A 20,700-nucleotide genomic window follows, 5' to 3' on the forward strand; every position below is an offset into this window, starting at 1 on the left:
ATTTTTTATCGCCCCGGCCGCACCAGCGATCGCGCGATATCGATGATGTCGTCACGGCCGGCGGTCGGATCCTCCCTGTTCCACGCGACACCGAGCCCGATCTTGAAATCGACGCCCCTCACCTTCTTAAGCTCAAACCCGCGGTTCGGCAGATCCTGCGTCCATTCCGGCACGAAGCCGATGCCAAGGCCGGCCGAGACCAGCGACACCAGTGAGAAGGTGTCGTCACAGGTGTAGGCGACATTGTCGGTCAGATCGTGCTCCTCGAACTTTTCGGCGAAATAGCGCTCGCTGTAGGAGAGGTTCTGGCGGGAAAAGGAGATGATCTTCTCCGAGCGCAGATCCTCGAGATCGATCTCGCTCTTGCAAGACAGCGGGCTCTCCTTGGCCACCGCCAGCAGATAGCGCTCATGGGCAATCGAGAAGAAGCGCAAGGAGCCGATATTCTCCACCGGCCTGATGAAGCCGAGATTGATGCGGCCTGCCTCGATATGGCGGATGATGTCGTCGGTGGTGCCGCTTTCGATATGCATGCGGATGTCAGGGTATTTGCGGCCGATGCGCGACAGGAAGGACGGCAGCACGCCGATCGTGGCGGGATAGACGGTACCGATCGCAATCTTTCGCGCCGACCTCCCGGCAACAGACCGGGCGATCTCTCTCGACAGATCCACTTCGCTCAGGATCCGCACTGACCGCTCGTAAAAGGCCGCCCCTGCCCGCGTCAGTTCCACCCGCCGTGTCGAGCGGAGGAAGAGCTGCACGCCGAGTTCCTTCTCCAATGCCAGGATCGCATCTGAGAGGCCAGGCTGGGTGATGCTCACCTTGGCTGCCGCGCGACCAAAATGCAGCTCCTCTGCCACCGCAACGAAGTAGGATAGCTGGCGTAGTTCCATTACCGACACCCTCCCGTGAAGACGCGCTTCAAAACGACTTAATTTGGGACTGTCAGTCCGTCGATTGTCAAGCCCCAAATATGCGTTTCTCGTGGCATGGATGTTCGAGAAACGATCGGCTGGAATCTCAGACGTCTGCGTGTAGCCAAGGGGCTTTCGCAGGAACGCCTTGCTTTTGAGTCTGAGATTGACCGCTCTTACGTCGGGCGGGTGGAGCGAGGGAAGGAGAACGTTACCGTTTCGACCTTAGAGGCTTTTGCGCAAGCCCTGGAGGTGGACGTCTCAGCTCTGTTCGCCCCAATCGATCCCGGCACGCAAAAACCGACCGCGCTTCGATCCGGCAGAAAACGAAAGCGATCATGAATTTCGGTAAGCATTTTTGCCCACGCACAGGAAATCAAGGCGAGATCACCGACCGATCTTTAAGCCGAGTAGCTTTGGTGAAGCGCCGCAGATTGCACAGCTGATCATTTGTCAACGTATCACGTTCGGCGGTTGCTTATGACAATTGCATGACAGACTATGGGCTCCGCTGATTTGCAGGGAACATAGAAAATGAAAGAGAAGAAGCGGGTCTACGAGGCTCTCGTGGACGGCGCCATGGAAGGCCTTGTGGGTGATGCGCTCTATGATTTTGTCCGCAACCGCTGCCCGAAGGCTTCCAGCAAGAAGATCGTTCGGGCCTCGCTGCTGGCGCTGAGCGATCCGCATCTAAAGGATCGCAATATTCTCGATGTAATCTACGCGTTGGCCATCAAGCATCGGCTGGATGACACCACCATGCAGGATGAACATGACGAGAAGGCCGTGGTGCCGGGGACGTCCTCCGACGCGGCCGGCAAGCACCTGCCGCCGCTTTCCTGATATCGCAAGGATGCGAAATGCCCGGGAGATCCGGAAGGGGCACGAGACTGTCACGTGGCGCTATCGGAGAGCTCTTCGAGAATAGGGCAGTCCGGACGATCATTGCCGTGGCAAGCGTGAACGAGATGCTCGAGCGCGTGCCGCAGTTCCGTCAGCTCTCGGATCTTGCGATCGATTTCCGAAAGTTTCGCTTCGGCGATCCCCTTGACGTCGGCGCTTTCCCGGTTCTTGTCTTCGTAGAGTGCTAGCAGCTGACGGCATTCTTCCACCGAGAAGCCGAGCCCGCGTGAGCGCTGCAGGAAGCGTAGTTTGTGAACATCGGAGGCTGCATAGTCGCGGTAGCCATTTCCGCCCCGGTCGGGGCGGATCAGGCCAATATCCTCGTAGTAGCGGATGGTCTTTGACGGCAGTCCGGACCGTTCTGAAGCTTCACCGATATTCATCACCTGTTCCTTACAGTTTTTCTGCCTTCAGCCTCAGTGCATTGCCGATGACCGAAACGGACGACAGGCTCATGGCGGCTGCCGCAATCATCGGCGAGAGCAGCAGGCCGAAGACCGGGTAGAGCACGCCAGCGGCCACCGGGATGCCAAGCGCATTGTAGCCAAAGGCAAAAGCGAGATTCTGGCGGATGTTGCGCATTGTCGCCTCGGCTAGCCGCCTTGCACGGACAATGCCGTTGAGATCGCCCTTCACCAATGTAATGCCCGCACTTTCCATCGCAACATCGGCACCCGTGCCCATGGCGATGCCGACATCGGCGGCCGCAAGTGCGGGCGCGTCATTGACGCCGTCACCGGCCATGGCAATGACCGCGCCTTTGGCGCGGAGTTCGTCGACCAGCGCCTTCTTGTCCTCGGGCAGGACGTCGGCTCGCACCTCGTCGATCCCAAGGCTTTTTGCGACCGCGCGCGCCGTGCGTTCATTGTCGCCGGTCGCCATGATGATCTTCAGGCTGCTGTCGTGCAGCGCCTTGATGGCGGTTGCCGTTGTCGGCTTGATGCGATCGGCAACCGCAACGAGGCCTGCCAGCCTGGCGTTGAGGGTGACGAACATGACGGTCTTGCCGTCCCCGCGCAGCGCCTCGGCCTTATCGGATAAGGGCGATGGATCGATGCCGAGATCGGCGAGCATGGCGGCATTGCCGAGTGCAACGAGCGTACTGCCGACCGTGCCCTGCACGCCTTTGCCCGTCTTCGCCTCGAAGCCTGTGACGGCGGTCAAGGCAAGGCCGCGGTCTTCCGCGGCCGAGACGATTGCCTCGGCGAGGGGGTGTTCGGAGCCGCGTTCAAGGCTTGCGGCGAGTGCCAACAGATGTGCTTCGTCAACACCTGATGCTGGCGCCACATCGGTCAGCCTGGGCTTTCCTTCGGTCAGCGTGCCGGTCTTGTCGACGATCAACGTATCGACCTTGGAAAAACGCTCGAGCGCTTCCGCATCCTTGATCAGAACGCCTTCCTGTGCGCCGCGCCCGGTGGCGATCATGATCGACATCGGCGTTGCAAGGCCGAGCGCGCAAGGGCAGGCAATGATTAGAACAGCGACAGCAGCAAGCAACGCGTTGGCGAGCCGCGGCTCCGGCCCGACAAAGGACCAGACGAGGAAGGCTGCGACGGCGGCGGCAACGACGGCCGGAACGAAGATCGCTGAAACGCGGTCGACAGCGCCCTGGATCGGTGCGCGCGAACGCTGCGCCTTCGCCACCATGTCGACGATGCGCGACAATGTCGTATCGGCGCCGACCTTTTCGGCAGTCATGATCAGGGCGCCGTTCTTGTTCATCGTGCCGCCGGTTAGTGCGTCGCCCTTTGCCTTTTCAACCGGAAGCGGTTCGCCCGTGATCATCGATTCATCGACGGTCGATTGCCCGTCGGTGACCGAGCCATCGACCGGAATACGTTCGCCGGGGCGCACGCGCAACCGGTCGCCGGCCTGGATCTCATCGACAGGCACGTCGCGCTCAGCGCCATCGGCATCGATGCGGCGCGTAGTTTTCGGCGCAAGATCGAGCAAGGCCCGAATTGCAGAGCCGGTGCGTTCGCGGGCCTTCAATTCCAGCACCTGCCCAACGAAGACGAGCGCCACGATGACGGCAGCCGCCTCGAAATAAACAGGGACGGAGTCGCCGTGACCCCGGAAACTGTGCGGGAAGAGGTCCGGCGCCAAGGTCGCAACGACGCTGTAGAGATAGGCCGTGCCGACGCCGAGGCCGATCAGCGTCCACATATTGGGGCTGCGGTTGACGACCGATGCCCAAGCCCTGCGGAAGAAGGGAAGGGCTGCCCAGAGGATGACAGGTGTTGCCAGCAACAGTTCGACATAGCTCGCCAACGGCTCGCCAAGCGCTTCACGCGGCCACGACAGGCCAAGCATCAGGCCCATCGTCAGGATCAGGAGCGGAATCGAAAGAACGGCACTGACCCACAGACGCCGGATAAAATCCACGAGTTCCGGATTGGGACCTTCATCTTCAGGCGGAATGCCCATCGGCTCCAGTGCCATGCCGCATTTCGGGCAGTCGCCGGGACGGTCGCTGACGACCTCGGGGTGCATCGGACAGGTGTAAAGTGTGCCCTTCGGCATGGCGGCTGCCGCAGGCCTTTTCCCTTGGCGATAGGTTTCGGGATCGGCCTCGAACTTTGCCTTGCAGCCGGCCGAGCAGAAATAGAACTTTTCGCCCTCGTGCTTCAGGAAGTGTTTCGCGTTCGAGCGGTTCACAGTCATTCCGCAAACCGGATCCTTGGCGGTCAAATAATCTTGCGGTGCCCCCTCGAATTTCTTGCGGCAGCCCTCGCTGCAGAAGTGATAGGTGTGACCGTGATAATCCAGGGAAGGTTTTCCGGCGTTCGGATCGACCGTCATGCCGCAGACGGGATCGCGCACCACCACGTCTTCAGCCTTTTCGTGGTGGCCGCAACCGCATCGCGCGCCGTCGGCATGGTGATGATGCCCGTGATGATCGTGGCCGTGGTGATGATCGTGCTTGATGTCCATAAACTGCGCCTTTCATGCCTTTCTGGCATCCAGACGGACTTATGAACCTTCCAGCAACTGGAAGGTCAACAGGTTTTTTCACCAGTTCAAATTTTCCGTTTGCCGTCAGACGGGCACGATCAGTGCCGCCGGCTGGTCTCCGAGAAGTGTGGCAAGCGAGATATTCGTTCCAGGCTCCAGCATCTTGCCGGTCAGGAGATCGGCCTTGAGGCCATGAAGGGGAGGGGGCACGGCAATGACCGTGTCCTCCCAGAATTCCGGTCCGGCAAAGAGGACGCCGGGGTCGAGCCAGCCGAACATCAGCCGAGGCACGACGGTGATGGAGAAGTTGTCGTGATGCAGGCGAGCAAAGGCGACGACATGATCTCTCCTGGCGCCGTCGACGGCAAGCGGTTGGTAGTCGCCTTCGGCAAAAAGCCGGCCCTGCTCCATCCGCAGCCCCAGGCCAAGCTGGACGATGCGCTGTTTAAGCGCCTCCGCCTGCAGCCGTGCGAGTGCGCCGCCTTCGGCAAGCCAGCCGCTCAATGTCTCGAAATCTGGGAGGCGCCTGTTATCGGGGTCGACGAAACTGAAATCGAAACCCTCTGCTCCCTGATAGATGTCGGGAACACCGGGCGCCGTCAGCTTGATCAGCGTCTGCGACAGGCTGTTGACGTAGCCAGCCTCGACGAAGGGCTGCAGGACGCGAGCAAAATCCTCGGTGAACGCGTCGTTGTCGGTCGAGACGAGCGCTGCTGCATAGGCGCAAACCGCGTCCTCGTAAGCGCTATCGGCTGAGGTCCAGTCGGTGCGCAGCTTGGCCTCGCGAATGGCCTTTTGCGTATAAGCGGTGAAGCGCTCACGCAGCGCTTCCGCATGGCGGCGGTCGAAATCCTCGGGCCAGGCGCCGGCAAGCGCCTGATAGAGCATCCATTCCAGGTTAGGCTCGGGGGCTGGGCCATTCGGCAGCTCGATGCGGTGGCTCTCATTCAGTCGTTGCCACTGTTCGACAGCGTCGGCAAAGACGCCGGCGCCTTCGCTCAAGGCATAGAGCCTGGCACGAGCGTCCTCGCCGCGTTTTGTGTCATGCGTCGATGTTGCAGAAAGACCTGAGGGTTGGGAGCGCGCGCGCGCTTGCATGAATTGGTGAAACGTTTCGACGCCGCCCGGCACCTGATCCGGCTCGCCGCCGACCTCGTTGAGCGCCAGCAGCCTGTTGTGGCGATAGAAGAGCGTATCCTCCATTGCCTTGGCCATAATGGGGCCGGAGAGCTGCTGGAAGCGAAGGCGGAACTCGCGGGCAGCGTCGCCTGCCACCCCGCCGTCGAGGACGGTCCTGATGCTTTCGAGCGGCTGCGCATGGTCCAGATGGCTGGCCGCCGCAACAGCGGCCGTTTTGAGAAGGTCTGCGTCCTGCGCATCGAGCGGGCCGTCGATGCCGTAGGTACGGTAGACGGAAAAGGCAATCAGCAGCTCCCTGATCGCCTCGGTGATTTCCTCGGCCGTCAACTCAGAAAAGATGCTGCTGGCAATTTTTGTCAGACGGGATACCTCGCCGGCGAAGTTCTGCTCGACCATCAGCCGCTTGGCCGCACGCCGCCCTTGTGCAAAATCACCGTTATCGCCGGCCAGCTTTCGATAGGCATCGTCGAGCTTTTGCAAACCCTCTTTATCGACGAAAAGCTCGCTGAGGCCGGTAATGAACTCATAGCCGGTCGTTCCCTGTACCGGCCAATCGGCCGGCAGCTCCTCTCCGGCGCCGAGGATCTTTTCAACGACGATGTAGGTCTCGGCGCCGACAGCCTCGCGCAGCCGTCGCAGATAGGGTCCGGGTTCCGCCAGTCCGTCGATATGATCGAGGCGCAGGCCCTGCACCTGACCCTGCCGCACCAGATCGAGCACCAGCCGATGGCTCGCTTCGAACACGTTCGGATCCTCGACCCTGAGGCCGACCAGTCCCGTCACTTCGAAGAAGCGGCGGTAGCTCAGATGTCGGGCTGCCTCCTGCCAGGGCTGCAGCTCCCAGTGCTGTCCTGCATGCAGACGCATCATGAACGCTTGGTCCTGGGAGAGCATGGACAACCTGTCCTTCAGGCGGGAGATATCGCCGGCCTCGAAGATCAGGTCGCGAAAGCCGCGATGCAGGTCGGTGTCGCCGGAGGAGCCGGCAAGCTCTGCCATGCCGGTCAGGACCGGGTCGTCCAGCTGCTCGGCCAACAGGGCGTAGCTTTGCATGCTCAGCGGGAAAAGCGTGTCGTAGTAGCCGATCGCGAGGTTGCCATGGGTCTCGTCGATTGCAATTTTCAGCTCGCCATCGGCAAGGCACGCATCGAAGCTCTTGCCAAGCTGCGGCAGCGTCAGCCGTTCGCGCCAGTCGATATCGAAATAGCGTGCAAACGGGCTTTGCTCTCCGAACTCGAGGGCGCTTCGCCACCAGGCATTTTCAAGCGAAGCGGCCATGTGGTTCGGGACGATATCGAGAATCAGGCCCATGCCTGCCTGCGATAGCGCCGCCGTCAGGCGATCAAAGCCCGCCCTGCCGCCAAGTGCCGGGTCAATCTCGTTAGGATTGGTCACGTCGTAACCGTGGGTCGATCCCGCCGTGGCGGAAAAGATCGGCGAGGCGTAGAGATGGCTGATGCCAAGCGACTTCAAATAGGACACCAATCCGCAGGCGCGGTCGAAGGTCATGCCATTGCGGAACTGGACCCGGTAGGTCGCGGAGGGAACGGTCATGGGTCACTTGCCGTCTGGAGGGAAGGACACCTGCAAACGGTTGCGAAACGCTTTTGTTCCCGTCAGTCGACGAAGACACCGACGCTCGCCGCCCGCCCCATGGAATCGATCACCGTCAGCTTGGAATAGCCGCCGCCGTCAGGCATCCAGCTTTGCGTTCGACGGCGGGAAAGATCGGGGAGCGGTTTGCCGTTGGCAAGCCAGCGGAAGGGTGCGCGGCCGCCCTGCAGCTTCAGCATCAGCGGCGTAAGATCGCCTGCCTTTGCTCCAAGATCGACATGGGCACCCTCCGGCGGATAGACGATCTGGGGCGACGGTTCGCGACCTGAGGCGGCAAGCAGTCCGCTGGCATTGATCGCAAAACGCCGCTGGCTGATCGGCAGATCGGTCTGGGCGATGCGCATGGCGCCTGCCGGCGGGCGCGGCAGCGGTGTCGTGGCGATGCCGGATTTTGCAAGCGCCTCGAAGAGGATTGGTGCGGCCGTGCCATAACCTGTCAAACCGGGAACAGCGCTGTTATCAGGCCGCCCGACCCACACGCCAAGCACATAGCGTCCGTCATAACCGATCGACCAGGCGTCGCGGTAGCCATAGCTCGTGCCGGTTTTGTAGGCGATGCCACGCTGCGGTGCGCCGGCCGGCGGTATGACGCCTGAGAGTATGTCAGCGACATTCCAGACGGCGACCGGCTCCAGCAGCGGCTCGCCGTCGATCTTACCCGGCGCGTTCGTAACACCATCGCCGATCCGAACCGGCTGGCCGCGATTGGCAAGGGCCGTATAGAGCTGCACGAGATCCTTCAGGGTGATCCCGATGCCACCGAGGCCAATCGCCAAGCCCGGCGTCTCGTTCGACGGCAAAACAGGGCGCACTTCCGCGCGGCGGAAACGCACCATAAGGCGAGAGGGGCCGACTGCATCGAGCAGCTTGACGGCCGGCACGTTAAGGGAGAGCTGCAGGGCCTCTCGCACGGTCACGTCGCCCTGGTAGCTCATGTCGAAATTACGCGGCCGGTAGCCGAAGAAATCGGCCGGCCGGTCCTCGATGATGGTTTCCTGGCTCACCAGTCCCTGCTCGAAGGCAAGGCCGTAGATGAAGGGTTTCAGTGTCGAGCCGGGCGATCGGCTGACGCGCGTCATGTCGACCCAACCGGAGCGGCTGGCATCGAAATAGTCGGCCGATCCCACCTCGCCGACGATCTCGCCGGTCTCCGCATCCGTCATCACCATGGCGAGCGATAGTTTTGGTCCAAGTTTCATCGTTGCGGCACGGGCGACGGATTCGAGGCCGGTCTGGACCTGCTTCTTCAGCGTCGTCTGGTGCTGGATCGCTTTCGGCTCCTTGCGCAATGCAGCTTCCGCGACATGGGCGGCGAGAGCTGGAAGCTGCAGCCTGCGGGCGGGAATGGGAACACCCTCGGCGCGCTCGGCCTCGCCATCGCCGACAACCTCGGCGACGGCAATCCGATCGAGCACCCGCTTGCGCGCCGCTTCCGCTGCCTTCAGGTTCCGGTCCGGGCGACGTTTTTCGGGCAATTGCGGCAGCGCGACCAGAAGCGCCGCTTCGGCCACCGTCAGCCGCTTCGGCTCCTTGCCGAAATAAGCGAGGCTTGCGGCGCGCACCCCTTCCAGATTGCCGCCATAAGGCGCATGGGTGAGATAGAGATCGAGGATCTCAGTCTTCGAAAGCCGCCTCTCGATCTGAACGGCGCGGGCGATCTGCAGGAGCTTTGCCGAAAACGACCGGTTCTCGCGCGGCTCGATCAGCCTTGCCACCTGCATGGAGAGCGTCGAGGCGCCGGACACGATGCGGCCGTTGCTGACGAATTGCAGTGCGGCACGCCCGAGCGCCCAGATATCGATGCCGGAATGCTCGTAGAAACGCTGGTCCTCATAGGCGACCAGCATGCGGACGAATTGCGGATCGACGTCGGAAACCCCGGTCTTCAGCCGCCAGCGCCCCTCTGGCGTCGCAAAGGCACGCAGCAATTGCCCGTCCGCATCGAGCACTTCGGGCGAGACCGCTTCTGCCTGTTCAAGCGGCGGCGGAAAGGCCCGGTCTGCGGCATCGAGCGCAAAAAGACCTGCGCCGGCAATGAAGATGCCGGCCGCAGCGCCGATCGCAAATTTCTGCCACCGCCTCATTGTTGAGCCGCGACGACCTCCATCTTGCCGGTCGCCGTGCGGGCCGACAGATCGGGACGGTACATATCCTCGACAGTCGCTGCCGGATGGTCGTAGACGCCGGGGGTCACCGCGCGCACCACATAGGCGACGTTGAAGTCACGCGCTGAATTTTCGTCGCGGTTGAAGGCAGCGACGAAGCGGTCGTAGCGGAATTCGGTATGGGCGGCCGACATCTCGCCAACCCAGTCGAAATTCGTCATCTGGGCACTGTCGACGAGGCTCGGATTATCGATCTCGAAGCCTGCCGGCAGGAGATCGGTGATGACAATGCGCGAGGCCCAGTCATTCTGCTCGGTGACATGCAGCACCACGACATAGCGCTCGTTTTGCTGCGCCTCGCTGACGACAGCCTCCTCGCCATCGAGCGTGTAGTAGCTTCGCTCGATGGTAAAGCCGTTGCCGCCGGCCGGCAGCGGCTTGACGGGGGCGGCGACCGTGGTGACGACGGCCGAGACCGTGTCACTCGTGGCGCTCGTCAAGGTCAGCGGATGGTCGATCAGCGCGTCACCCGTCATCTTCGCCATATAGGCGCCGGTTCGCTGAGCTCCGTTGACGTTGATCTTCAGATCGTCGTCGCCATTCTGCAGGGCACGCGCTGCCAAGAGCATCCAGGCCTGTTCCTGGGTGCTCGTATATTTGCTGCGGTCCCATTCGCGGGCGACTGCCTTGGCAAGGTCCGGAATGACCGGCGGAACCGGCCGGCTTTCGGCGGCAAGCGCCAGGATCGCTGCGCCATCGCGCAGTACCGACCCATAATCGGTGCGCGAGAAGTTCACGCGCGTCACCATCGACTGTTTCGACATCTGCAACGCATCGACGAAAATATTCTTCGAGCGTGTAGCGTCCCCATAGAGCGCAAGTGCTGCAGCAATATGGGCCTTGGCGAGTGGTGTGGGGAAGTCGTTGATCATCGTGTCGGCATAGTAGCGCAGGTCGCTGACGGCAGCCTTCTTGTTGCGGGCAAGCACGTAGAGGGCGTAGGCGATCTCATCGCCTTTGCCCTTCACGTCCGTCGTGTAGGAGAGTGAATTCTGGAGATTTTCCAGCGCCTGCACCAGGGCGCGGTCCGGTACGTCATACTTCTGCTCGCGCGCCCGTGTCAGGAAGTCGGTGACGTAGGAATCGAGCCAGAGATCGCCGGAATCCGGTCCCCAGAGGCCGAAGCTTCCAGCATAGGCCTGATAGGAGAGCAGTTTGTAGATGGCATCCTGCACGCGCTTGTGGATATCGTCATCGGTCTCATCCATACCGGCCTGCTTGGCGACTTCGGCCAGATAGAGCAGCGGCAGCGCGCGGCTCGTCGTCTGTTCGGCGCAGCCGAAGGGATAGCGATCCAGCGTCATCAGCAGTGCCGGGATGTCGAAGGCGGCCGAGCGAGTGACGTTGACGCTAATCGAGGCGCCCGGAAGCACGCTGTCGGCCAACAGGTTCTTGTCGACGGTCAGGCTCTTGCCGGGTTTGAGCGCAATGACGCGGCGCACGGTGACCGGCAGCGACGATGGCCTGACCGGCACATCGACCACCTGGTCGAGTGACAGACCCTGATTGTTCGACAGATTGATCGCCACGCTGCCATCGCCCGGCGCGCCCCCGACAAGCGTCAGCGTCAGGTTGGACTTGGCGCCGGCTTGAAGCTTCAGCGTCTGCTCGGCAGGGCCGTCAATGCGGAGCGCCTCGTTACCGATCAGCGTCAGCTTGTAGTCGCCGGCCGGCGCGTCGGTATTGGCGATGTCGAGCCTCAGATTGGCCTTGTCTCCGGGCGCCAGGAATTTCGGCAGGCTTGCGGTGACGACGACAGGGTCGCGGATGATGACGTCCCTAGCGCTGTGGCCGACGCCGGTCTTCGTCCAGGCGAGTGCCATTACCCGGGCTGTACCGTTGAACTGCGGAATGTCGAAGCTGACTTTTGCCTTGCCTTCGGCATCGAGCTTGACCGGACCGGAGAAAAAGGCAACGAGCTTTTGCGTCGGCGGGCTTGCCTGCAGAGCAATGGCGCCGCCGTCGCCGCCGGTGCGCAGCTTGCCGGTGGCGCCGAGCGAACCGTCGATCAGCCGCCCGTAAAGGTCGCGGATTTCAAGCCCAAGCTGGCGCTGGCCGAAATACCAGTCCTCAGGGTTCGGCGGCTCGTAACGGGTGAGATTGAGGATGCCGACATCGACGGCGGCAACCGTAATATAGGCCTCCTCATTCGCGCCGGCGCCGGCAACCTGCAGGCCGATATCCAGCGGTCCGCGCGGCAGCATCTTTTCCGGTGTGTCGATCTTGACCTGCAGCGCGCGTTCGGCCGGATCGACCTTAAGCCATTTGATGCCGATCGAGCGCGCCGGCATATGCGTGTCGAGGGAATCGCCCGGGCGGAAAAGCGTCGCGGTCACATAGGCGCCGGCACCCCAGTCTGCTGTGACGGGAATATCGACCTCGCCACCGGTCTCGCCGATCGTTGCGTTCTGCACGGCAACCAGCTTTTCCGTGCCGGCCGTGATCATCAACTCGCCGCCGTAACGCGACGTCACCTTCAGCTTGGCCGTCTCGCCGACCTTATAGCTGTCCTTGTCGAGGGCGATCTCCAGGCCATCCGGCGTTTCCGTTGAGGTCGAGGCGACGAACCAGCCGGCATCGAATTCGACGCTGGAGGTCGGGCCGTCGGCATCGGCGCTTTCCACCTCGAGCCGGTAGCGGCCCCATTCAACGGGCGCCTGGATCTTGCCGCCATTTTCAGCCGTCGCATCCACCGAGCCGGAGGCGACCTCTTCGGGCGTATAGGTGGGTTCGTATTTCCAGGCCGTGCCTTCGCGATACCACTGATAGTCGCGGCGCAGCTTATAGAATTTCCAGCGCAGGCCCTTCATCTCCTGCTTCTGGCCTTGTGTGTCGAGGCCGATCACCGTGAAATTCGCGAGAGCATTCTCCGGCAGGTCGCCGTCGAATTCAGGCTTGATGCCGATTGCCGTCGCGTCGGTCTTGACCGGGATCTCCAGCGAGCGCTCGATGGCACGACCACCTGGCTCCTGCATGCGCAGATAGACGGTGGCATTCAAAAGTTGGGTCGTGGCCGGCAGCTCGCCGATCGTCAGATCCGTTGAGGCCTCACCGTTTTCGTCGAGTTCCGGCAGACCGTCGATCGGCTGGCGCGAATCCTCGCTCGCCTCCTCGTCTGCAAGCCCGAACTGGTATCCGGGATAGCCCGCGCTCGTCCGCGTCGGCTTGACGACGACATCGCCCTCGATCGTCAGGCCCGCCGCCGGTGCGCCATAGAGATATTTGCCGGAAATGGTGATCGTGGCGGCCGTGTCCGTGCCGATCTCCTTCGCGTCGGTCTTGATCTCCATGTCGGTGCGGTCGGGAACGAAATCGTCGACGAGGAAGGTCTTGGTGGCGATCGCCGCCCCCTTTGGATCGGTATAGACGTTCATCGTCCAGGTGCCGCGCATGGCGTTTTCCTGCGTTTGCAGGTCCACCTGATAGCCGCCGAGATTGCTCGTCTGGCTGACGATGCGCCGGTCTTCCACGCCATCCGGCCGTGAGAAGATGAAGGTGAGCGGCAGGTTCTCGATCGCATTGCCGTCCGTATCGCGGGCGAGGGCAGCCGCATGCACTGTCTCGCCGGCGCGGTAGATGCCGCGTTCGGTATAGGGCAGGACGTCGATGGCGCCCGGCGCGGCGCGGCCGGTGACGCCACGGTCGGAAAGGTCGAAGCCGGCGCGCGTCATGTCGAGGAAGACATAGTCCGACGTGCCGTTTTTTGCGCTGATGACGGCAGGCGTGAGTGCGGCGGTGCCGCGCATCAGACCGGCCGTGAAGGTAGCGCGGCCGTTCTGATCGGTCGTGGCGGTGCCGAGCACCTCATTGTTCTTGGCAAGCAACTGCAGCTCGACGCCGGCCATCGGCTTGGCAGACGCAAGCGAGCGGGCAAAGACGTTGAGCCCGTCAGTGCCGGCATAGGTGGTGATGCCGATATCGGAAACCAGAAACCATTGTGTAGCCTGCGAATCCCATTCCTGCACCGGACCGGTCGGTGGTGTTGCGACCATCACGTAGATGCCGGGCTTGCGCTCGGGCAGCGCTTCGTCGACCGGGAAGGAGGTGACGACATCCTTGTTGAGCTCGTTGGCGATCTCGATCGATCCCTGCCAGACGAGTTCGCCGCTCTGGTCCTGAATATTCTCGGCACTGTAGCCGTCAAGCTGGGTCAGGAACTGCGAGCCGGTGAGGAGTGGCGCGATGCCGCGATCGCCGATGCGGTAGAGCTTCAGATTGGCAGACGCCATATTGACGGAGACGATCGGGATGCCGCGGCGCGCCGTCGACGGCAGCACGAAGCTGTCGCCGGTAAAGCGCACCATCTGGCTGCGATCCTTGATATAGACATCGATCGTGACAGGTGCTTCCAGGACTTCGTCGACCGAGGAGGGCAGGCCGGTACGGAAGCCGATCTTGTAGGTCTCGCCGTGGGTCAGGCCTTCGACACAGATCTGCTTGTCCTTGGCTTCCAGCGCCTTGGGTGCAGCGCCGTTCAGCGTCACGAAGGGCGTATAATCGACAGTCTTGACCAGCGCTTCGGAGAAGGTGACGCAGGCGCGCGGTGTGGCGCTATCGGCATCGACCGTATGTTCGGTGATACGGAAGCCCTGCGTCTGCTTGAGCTCAAGGTAATCCGCCTGCACGTCCTTGACACTGACGAGTGCAAGGCTCGCCTTGTAGGCATTCAGTGCATCGCGATAGTTGGCATTCTTTTCCAGGGCCTTAGCAAGCACGGCCAGCGCGTCGGCACGCTTATTGGTGCTGCGCGTCAGCTGGTACCCGTTCAGTGCGTCGATCACCGCCTGACCGAAGACGCCGCTATCAGGGGCGCCGAGCGAGGTCGCGGCCCGCGCCGTCTCGACCCAGAGGTCGCCATCGTCAGGCGTGATCGACAGGGCACCATGGAAAGCCTTCAGCGCATCGGAAAGATTGCCGCCGGTGAGATCCAGGCGCGCGCTTGCCGTCAGGCTGTCTACGCCCTGGCCTTGCTGGTCGTCGGCGAGCGCCAGATCATTACGGAAATTGCGGGCCTGCTGGACGAGATCGTCGGAGAGGAAAGGCAGACGGGGGGCAGCGCCGATATCCGGTTCTTTCGGCGCGGCGGCGGTCGTTTCGACTATCCTGCCGGCAATCGCGCCGGGAGCGGCGTTCATCGTCTTGAAATCGGATTTGAGGAAACACCACTTCACCCTGGGATTATAGGTGAAGGCCTTGCAGCTCCTGTCGCCGATGCAGGCGGCCTTGCACTGATCGAGCGAGAGGTTCTGCTCGGTGCGCAGGTCGAAGCCGAAATAATCGGCATCCTTGACGGTCACGATATCGCGCTTGGCGTCGGCTCCAAAAGCTGACGGGCCTGCGAAAATCATGGTTGCGGCAATGACGAAAGAAGCGAAGAACGAGCGCGCAGACATTGGTCCCCCCGGATGCTGGCTCTGAACCGGCGGCACTCTCCTCACTCCTCGGGAAATTGTCAACTCACCTTACGGACTGCTCCGGTTTCGCACACCAGCTTTCGTGGAATCGTCACATCGGCGTGAGTGAACAGCTTGTGATTTGCGGCTCTTCCATCGATCGGCAAGGATTTTGGCACGTTACCCGGAGGTAGTCGCCATGCGCATGTCCACGTCAGGCAAGGCCCTTGCCGCGCTTTTTGCAACCGCTGCCCTTTCGCTCGGCCTCGGTTCCGTCGCCACCCGAGCGGCGGAAGATGCCGTTGTCATTCCAGCGCCGACCATCGATGAGGCCGGCAAGTCCGGCACGGAGACGGCCGTCTTCGCCGGCGGCTGCTTCTGGGGCGTCCAAGGCGTTTTCCAGCATGTGAAGGGTGTTCAAAGCGCCGTTTCCGGCTATGCCGGCGGCGACGCGGCAACGGCCCAGTACGAGACCGTCAGCACCGGTACGACGGGCCATGCCGAATCCGTCAAGGTTAGCTTCGATCCGGGGCAGGTTAGCTACGGTAAGCTCCTGCAGATATTCTTCTCCGTCGCCCACAACCCGACGCAGCTCAATTTCCAGGGACCGGACAAGGGAACCCAGTATCGCTCGGCACTGTTCATCTCCGACCCCGAGCAGCGCAAGGTGGCCGAAGCCTATATCGCTGAGCTCGACAAGGCGCATGTCTTCAAACAGCCGATCGTCACTAAGATCACCGACTATACCGGCTTCTATCCGGCTGAGCAGTATCACCAGGATTTCCTGACGCTGAACCCGACCTACCCTTATATCGTCTATAACGACTTGCCGAAGATCGAGAACCTGAAAGAGATCTTTCCGGCCGACTACAACAAGGATCCGGTTCTGGTGCTCAAGGCCAAGGGCTGAGACGTCGCCAAGAGCCGTTTGAAAGGCGGCTAAGCCAAGCCGCCTTCTTGATGATAAAGCCACATATTTAGAATTTATCAATCTTAACAAAAACTTAATTCAGAAATATCGCGTTTCATGCCGGAACATATCGTCGCATCGCCCGTTAAAGCTGCGAGCCTCGCCGAAGCAATCATTCTTCAACGAGGCGGAGTCTCCTGAAGTGAAGCGTAAGGGGGATCTGTCATGGCCACAAATGTCGTGCGTAGCTGGCAACGGGAACATCTCATGGAACAGCGAGTGCTGATTGTCGAAGACGAGCCGCTGATCGCGCTTGATCTCGAAGTGACGATCGAGGAGATGGGCGTGCATGTGGCAGGCCTTGCAGCAGATCGCGAGGCTGCCCTCAGGCTCGCTCCGCTTGCCGACATCGCCTTCGTCGATGTCAATCTCTCTGATGGCGCAACCGGCCCGGACATCGGCCGAAGGCTCGCGGAAGACCACGGCATTTCCGTCGTCTTCATGACCGCCAATCCGGAGGTGGTTGCGGACGGCGTGCGCGGCGCGCTCGGTGTGGTGCAAAAGCCTGTCATGCCTTGGGTGGTCGAACAGCTCCTCAGATATGTCACCGCCCGTCGTGCCGGAATCCTGGCGGTGGTGCCGCCGCAGATGACGGCGTTTGCTTAGTTTCGTCTAAACTGACTTAACAGCTAGACCTGCGGTCCGACCGTGAATTCCCGCGTGCGCGATGTTCAGGACAAGCTATACCAATATCGCGACGGGATGTTTTGAACGTTGACTTAACGGTGAGGATACGCTTGAAGCGGGTCATGACGAGCTTCGAACAAGTCACACTTCGTTCGGGTTCAGGTTTGTGAACGTCGGGAGCGACCATGTCCGAGAAGCGCTTTGATGAGGAAATAAATCTCTTCGTTTTGGCTTCTTTCCTCAGGAAAAATGCTCTCGTAATTGGTGCATGTGCGGTTGTCGGCATCATCGGTGGAAGTATTCTTGGCAGCGAAGCGCCACCGGTTGTTGAGGCGTCTGCGCAACTCGCTCTTGCAAAGATAAGCAGGCCCGGTCCTGATGGTTCCGTTGTCATGGTCCCAGCAGAATCGCGAGATCGGTTTATGTTTCGGATGCGTTCGCCAGGTGCCTTTGACTTGGGCCTTGCTTCGAGCTGTTCCGAGAAAGGCATTGCCACACACGAGCAACTGGCGGGAAGCATTAAAATCACCGCCCCCTCAGCGCCCGATGACGTTATCTCGATATCGTCCAGTGCATCAAGCGCGGGCCTCGCCGAGCGTTGCGTGACGGCTGTCATACAGCAGATTCAAGAACAGCAATCAAACTTGGTGGCCCAAAGCCAGGCCGGCGTTAAGGCGGAGATTGCAGCTAGCGAGAAACAACTCGCAGACAATCTTAAAGTCATGGAGTCCTCCCAGGGATCGGACTGGCAAAAGGCGATTTATTTAGCCACGCGCGACGATTCCAATTTTCTTCGCACGAAAATTATGGACCTCAATTCGCGGCTGCAGTTAGATGAGCCGGTGAAACTTTTGTCTCCGGTCTATGCGTCGCCGCCCTCTGTTGCCTCAGATCGGCTGAAGCGAATTCTCATTGGACTGGGCGGTGGCTTTGTTGTTGGCGCCTTTTTGGCGATTGCAAAGACCATCTACAATTCACGACGACGCATAAACCAAGCCTGAATCTCCGCGTGTCATTGACCAAAGCGTATTTCCGGGTGCTGTTCAGCCTTCGGTAGTCGAAGTGTGAAATTTTCCGCGCACGAATTGCACACCCCGCGAAAGGAACTTCTTACTCAAGAAACCGAAAAGTTGTGCATTCAGGCTATGGCTACGAAGAGCCCGAAGGATTTCCTTATTCTGGTTCACGATATTTGCGAGGCTGCGATTGGTCGTTCCACCCATCCGCATTTTGACCATCACGCCAGGCACATATTGCGAGCTGATTCGATGGCGCTCCAGAAACCGCATCATCAACTCAACATCGGCCGCAATGCGATAGTCGAGATCGAATGAACCAAAACGCTCATAAACATCGCGGCGAACGAAGAAAGTCGGATGAGGAGGGGCCCATCCTTTTTCGAAAGCGGTCGGCACAAAAGGTGAGGACCGCCAGTGGCGTACCACAGTTTGAGGATCGTTTTGCTTGACGTAGCAGAGGTCACCGTAACACGCTTCAAGCTGCGGGTCGTTTTCGAATGTCTTGGCTACCTTGGCCAACGTGCCAGGCAGGTAGAAGTCATCCCCATTGATAAAGCCGATGATATCGCCTGTCGCCAATGCGATACCTTTATTCATCGCATCATAGATGCCGGCGTCTTCTTCCGAGACTAGTTTACTGATGATCTCCTTGCGTTCTTTGATCCTATCAAGCGTCCGATCCTTTGAGAGGCCGTCTATCACGATGTATTCCAGATTGGAGTAATCCTGGATGGCAACAGACTCGATGGTGTCGGCAATCGTGTCTTCATTGTTGAAGACGACAGTAATGACGGAAATCTTCGGCTCACTCATTTGCGTTCTCTGAATGATCGACCGAAACTGAAACATCAGACGTGCTCGGCCGTTGTCTGTTATTGCACTTGATTGCAGGTGTGGCGAACAAGTGAGGTGAAGTCAGAAACGAATCGGAGAACTCGTTCGTTGGACATCGCCAGTGCTAAGTCCCCGCTCGTGTCGATCATTGCGGCCGTATGCGGGCGGACAGCGGCCAAGGCATCTGCTAGCGAATGTGCATCGTAGCGGTTGAAGTAGGTCGCAGCTTCACCCGCCTGCTCTCGATTCACATTGAGATCTGACAGGATCAGGGGCACGCCCCATGATAGAGCCTCTTCCACAGTGGTGCTCCAACCCTCGAACAGCGAAGGATTTAGGAGCCCCACGCTCGCAATGCCGAGTGGTGCGAGATCCTGATAGGGGATCAGCCCCAGCAAACGAAAATTCTGCTCAAGCCCATCCTCTTCGATGGCTGCCTTCAAACTTGGGAAATATGCTGGATCACGTGGATCCGATTGATTGCCACTCGCCGCGATCGTGATCTCGCGTCCCCGCTCACGGAGGATTTTCAGCGCTTCAAGTACGAGAAGATGATTCTTATGCTTCCAGAATTGATTGGGCAGGAAGACGTAGTGCTCCGGTAGCCCGTACTTATCGGCGATTGCCCGCGCCACACTATAGTCAATCTTGCCTTTTGGTGGCACGGCAAAGCGAACGACATGCGTGCGCCCTCGTGCTGCGGGATAGAAGTGTTCACAAGACAGTTTGGAATCTTCGCTGCTCAGCATGATCGAGCGATGAGCCATAATCTGGAGCCGAAATCCGATGTCACGTTTCCAGTAGCCAAACCTGCTGAAAAGATGTGGGAGATAACGATGCTGGAAATCCGGAAACCACGCAATGGCAGGTAGGCCGAGGCTGAAGCCAAAAAATTGCGCCACTTCAAAGACGACATCGATGTGATGTTTATTGAACACCGCTCGGATGCTTCTATCTGTACCGGTTGCAAGACTGAGTATTAGCGACCGAAGGCTTCGAGATTTGTTGAACAATGGGTGGCGGATGACCGTTACGCCGTCCAGGCTTCCAAATGGCGCTACTTCGTCTTCCTTAACATCGGTTCCAAAGAAAACGATGGGACAAATCTCGTCCTTTCGGTAACGGGCTAAAAGCGTAACGAGGTTCAGCAAATAATTGTAACCGCCGGTCCAGTTATGACCGCTGATCATGGTGAAGGCGATTGTAATCATCTTGCTGTGCCAGCCTCCGACTGGAACCAGCCGACGTATGCAGAAAGTCGGTCCTTCAAATCGCTGCGCAGATCAAAGCCGAGAGCTTTGAGCCGTGTCGAATCCGCTACCAGGCTTTGAGGATCGCCCTTTCTCGCCTCACCGGAAAAAATGATGTTCGGCCGATAAGCTTCTCTCTCGAACCAAGCGTCCACAACCATCTCGACAATCGAACGAACGCTTGTGCCGGTACCCGTGCCGACATTGACAACCGTACGAGACTGGTTGGCCTGCGCCTCGATCAAGGATAGCGCGCGCGCAACGTCCCCTACCTCGATCCAGTCTCGGAGTTCAGTGCCCTCGCCGCCAAGACCCAACCGGTCCGGATTTCTTTCGAGCTGAGAACAGACGTCCCATAGCAGCTGCTTGCGCAGCCCTTCTCCATAAACCGAAAAGAGCCTAGCGATCGCGATCTTTAATCCATATGTGTCGCAGTAGGACTGGCACAGGGATTCCATTATGCTTTTGTGATGTCCGTAGGGAGAAAACGGCTTCGTAATAGTTGTTTCCGCGATTGGGCCCTCGTGATTGGCGCCGTAAACCGCAGCGCTCGAAATAGCCACCAGTCGGCAATCAGGCGCTTCCAGTCGCAGCCACTCAAGGAGTTCGGCCGTTGAATTGACCGTGCGGTGAAAGTCCTCGCGGGGATTTGCGATCGCGACGCCAACCGATGAACCGCCGCCAAGATGATACACGATGTCTGGTGTACCAGACTTTCGTTGTATCAGCCGAAGATTGAGGCCATCAATCTCACCATTGTGCCAAAGCGTCAGCCCCCACCGTTCCGCATGCAGAGGAGGCCAGATACCATGGCCAAGACCGCACACGACATGCCCGTTTTCCGAGAGATGCCGCGCCAGATATCTGCCGATAAAACCGTGAGCGCCAGTGATGAGTATTCGAGCCATTCTTT

General features: G+C 60.0%; 14 protein-coding genes. 5 read left to right on the forward strand and 9 right to left on the reverse strand.

Translation table 11 applies throughout. The annotated features are described in order from the left end of the window. Positions 1-5: 5 nt before the first annotated feature. A complete protein-coding gene (locus tag JNB85_RS03775; protein WP_220333037.1) occupies positions 6-896 on the reverse strand; it encodes a LysR family transcriptional regulator in 891 nt (296 codons plus the stop codon). Between the two features lie 96 nt (positions 897-992). Here JNB85_RS03775 and JNB85_RS03780 point away from each other — a divergent pair, with 96 nt between their 5' ends. Together JNB85_RS03780 and JNB85_RS03785 are read left to right on the forward strand one after the other, a co-directional pair. Next, positions 993-1,259 carry a helix-turn-helix domain-containing protein gene (locus JNB85_RS03780; RefSeq protein ID WP_183747667.1) on the forward strand — a complete coding sequence of 89 codons (267 nt, stop codon included), beginning with the start codon at positions 993-995 and terminating at the stop codon, positions 1,257-1,259. A 192-nt stretch (positions 1,260-1,451) separates the two neighbouring features. After that, positions 1,452-1,760 carry a hypothetical protein gene (locus tag JNB85_RS03785; RefSeq protein ID WP_220333038.1) on the forward strand — a complete coding sequence of 103 codons (309 nt, stop codon included), beginning with the start codon at positions 1,452-1,454 and terminating at the stop codon, positions 1,758-1,760. A gap of 50 nt (positions 1,761-1,810) precedes the next feature. Here JNB85_RS03785 and cueR read toward each other — a convergent pair whose 3' ends face one another. The 5 genes from cueR to JNB85_RS03810 form a co-directional block, all read right to left on the reverse strand. Then, positions 1,811-2,203, reverse strand: a complete 393-nt coding sequence (cueR, locus tag JNB85_RS03790; RefSeq protein ID WP_220333039.1) for a Cu(I)-responsive transcriptional regulator — start codon at positions 2,201-2,203, stop codon at positions 1,811-1,813. A gap of 10 nt (positions 2,204-2,213) precedes the next feature. Beyond that, positions 2,214-4,754, reverse strand: a complete 2,541-nt coding sequence (locus JNB85_RS03795) for a heavy metal translocating P-type ATPase (protein ID WP_220333040.1) — start codon at positions 4,752-4,754, stop codon at positions 2,214-2,216. A gap of 105 nt (positions 4,755-4,859) precedes the next feature. After that, positions 4,860-7,469: a malto-oligosyltrehalose synthase gene (gene treY, locus JNB85_RS03800; RefSeq protein WP_220333041.1), complete on the reverse strand. Its 2,610-nt coding sequence runs from the start codon at positions 7,467-7,469 to the stop codon at positions 4,860-4,862. A 62-nt stretch (positions 7,470-7,531) separates the two neighbouring features. Then, positions 7,532-9,613 carry a penicillin-binding protein 1C gene (gene pbpC, locus JNB85_RS03805; RefSeq protein ID WP_220333042.1) on the reverse strand — a complete coding sequence of 694 codons (2,082 nt, stop codon included), beginning with the start codon at positions 9,611-9,613 and terminating at the stop codon, positions 7,532-7,534. Continuing rightward, entirely contained in the window at positions 9,610-15,087 is a 5,478-nt protein-coding gene (locus JNB85_RS03810; protein ID WP_220333043.1) for an alpha-2-macroglobulin family protein, read from the reverse strand. Before JNB85_RS03810 ends, pbpC begins: the two co-directional genes overlap by 4 nt. Before the next feature lie 205 nt (positions 15,088-15,292). Between JNB85_RS03810 and msrA the strand changes: the two genes are divergently transcribed. From msrA to JNB85_RS03825, 3 genes are all read left to right on the forward strand, one after another. Continuing rightward, the gene (gene msrA, locus JNB85_RS03815; protein ID WP_420852252.1) at positions 15,293-15,997 is read left to right on the forward strand and encodes a peptide-methionine (S)-S-oxide reductase MsrA; all 705 of its coding nucleotides are present in this window, start codon (positions 15,293-15,295) and stop codon (positions 15,995-15,997) included. Between the two features lie 225 nt (positions 15,998-16,222). Beyond that, complete coding sequence (locus JNB85_RS03820) at positions 16,223-16,663, forward strand: response regulator (protein ID WP_220333045.1); 441 nt, start codon at positions 16,223-16,225, stop codon at positions 16,661-16,663. A gap of 206 nt (positions 16,664-16,869) precedes the next feature. Beyond that, positions 16,870-17,685: a hypothetical protein gene (locus tag JNB85_RS03825; RefSeq protein ID WP_220333046.1), complete on the forward strand. Its 816-nt coding sequence runs from the start codon at positions 16,870-16,872 to the stop codon at positions 17,683-17,685. A gap of 42 nt (positions 17,686-17,727) precedes the next feature. Here the strand turns inward: JNB85_RS03825 and JNB85_RS03830 are convergent, their stop codons facing one another. From JNB85_RS03830 to JNB85_RS03840, 3 genes are read right to left on the reverse strand one after another with little or no spacing between them, the layout of a single operon-like run. Further along, a complete protein-coding gene (locus JNB85_RS03830; protein WP_220333047.1) occupies positions 17,728-18,516 on the reverse strand; it encodes a glycosyltransferase family 2 protein in 789 nt (262 codons plus the stop codon). A gap of 59 nt (positions 18,517-18,575) precedes the next feature. After that, positions 18,576-19,748 (reverse strand): glycosyltransferase family 4 protein, encoded by a 1,173-nt coding sequence (locus JNB85_RS03835; protein ID WP_220333048.1) that lies wholly within the window; start codon positions 19,746-19,748, stop codon positions 18,576-18,578. Then, entirely contained in the window at positions 19,745-20,695 is a 951-nt protein-coding gene (locus JNB85_RS03840) for an NAD-dependent epimerase/dehydratase family protein (RefSeq protein WP_220333049.1), read from the reverse strand. The genes JNB85_RS03835 and JNB85_RS03840 overlap by 4 nt, the downstream gene beginning before the upstream one ends. Positions 20,696-20,700 lie beyond the last annotated feature (5 nt).

Origin of the sequence: Rhizobium mesosinicum (assembly GCF_019511345.1) — a bacterium.
Taxonomy (GTDB): domain Bacteria; phylum Pseudomonadota; class Alphaproteobacteria; order Rhizobiales; family Rhizobiaceae; genus Rhizobium; species Rhizobium mesosinicum.

What these genes read in the sequence shown, in the direction of transcription:
- JNB85_RS03775 (WP_220333037.1), bottom strand. Translation starts at nt 896, where the DNA reads ATGGAACTACGCCAGCTATCCTACTTCGTTGCGGTGGCAGAGGAGCTG.
- JNB85_RS03780 (WP_183747667.1), top strand. Translation starts at nt 993, where the DNA reads ATGGATGTTCGAGAAACGATCGGCTGGAATCTCAGACGTCTGCGTGTA.
- JNB85_RS03785 (WP_220333038.1), top strand. Translation starts at nt 1,452, where the DNA reads ATGAAAGAGAAGAAGCGGGTCTACGAGGCTCTCGTGGACGGCGCCATG.
- cueR (WP_220333039.1), bottom strand. Translation starts at nt 2,203, where the DNA reads ATGAATATCGGTGAAGCTTCAGAACGGTCCGGACTGCCGTCAAAGACC.
- JNB85_RS03795 (WP_220333040.1), bottom strand. Translation starts at nt 4,754, where the DNA reads ATGGACATCAAGCACGATCATCACCACGGCCACGATCATCACGGGCAT.
- treY (WP_220333041.1), bottom strand. Translation starts at nt 7,469, where the DNA reads ATGACCGTTCCCTCCGCGACCTACCGGGTCCAGTTCCGCAATGGCATG.
- pbpC (WP_220333042.1), bottom strand. Translation starts at nt 9,613, where the DNA reads ATGAGGCGGTGGCAGAAATTTGCGATCGGCGCTGCGGCCGGCATCTTC.
- JNB85_RS03810 (WP_220333043.1), bottom strand. Translation starts at nt 15,087, where the DNA reads ATGTCTGCGCGCTCGTTCTTCGCTTCTTTCGTCATTGCCGCAACCATG.
- msrA (WP_420852252.1), top strand. Translation starts at nt 15,293, where the DNA reads ATGTCCACGTCAGGCAAGGCCCTTGCCGCGCTTTTTGCAACCGCTGCC.
- JNB85_RS03820 (WP_220333045.1), top strand. Translation starts at nt 16,223, where the DNA reads ATGGCCACAAATGTCGTGCGTAGCTGGCAACGGGAACATCTCATGGAA.
- JNB85_RS03825 (WP_220333046.1), top strand. Translation starts at nt 16,870, where the DNA reads ATGTCCGAGAAGCGCTTTGATGAGGAAATAAATCTCTTCGTTTTGGCT.
- JNB85_RS03830 (WP_220333047.1), bottom strand. Translation starts at nt 18,516, where the DNA reads ATGAGTGAGCCGAAGATTTCCGTCATTACTGTCGTCTTCAACAATGAA.
- JNB85_RS03835 (WP_220333048.1), bottom strand. Translation starts at nt 19,748, where the DNA reads ATGATTACAATCGCCTTCACCATGATCAGCGGTCATAACTGGACCGGC.
- JNB85_RS03840 (WP_220333049.1), bottom strand. Translation starts at nt 20,695, where the DNA reads ATGGCTCGAATACTCATCACTGGCGCTCACGGTTTTATCGGCAGATAT.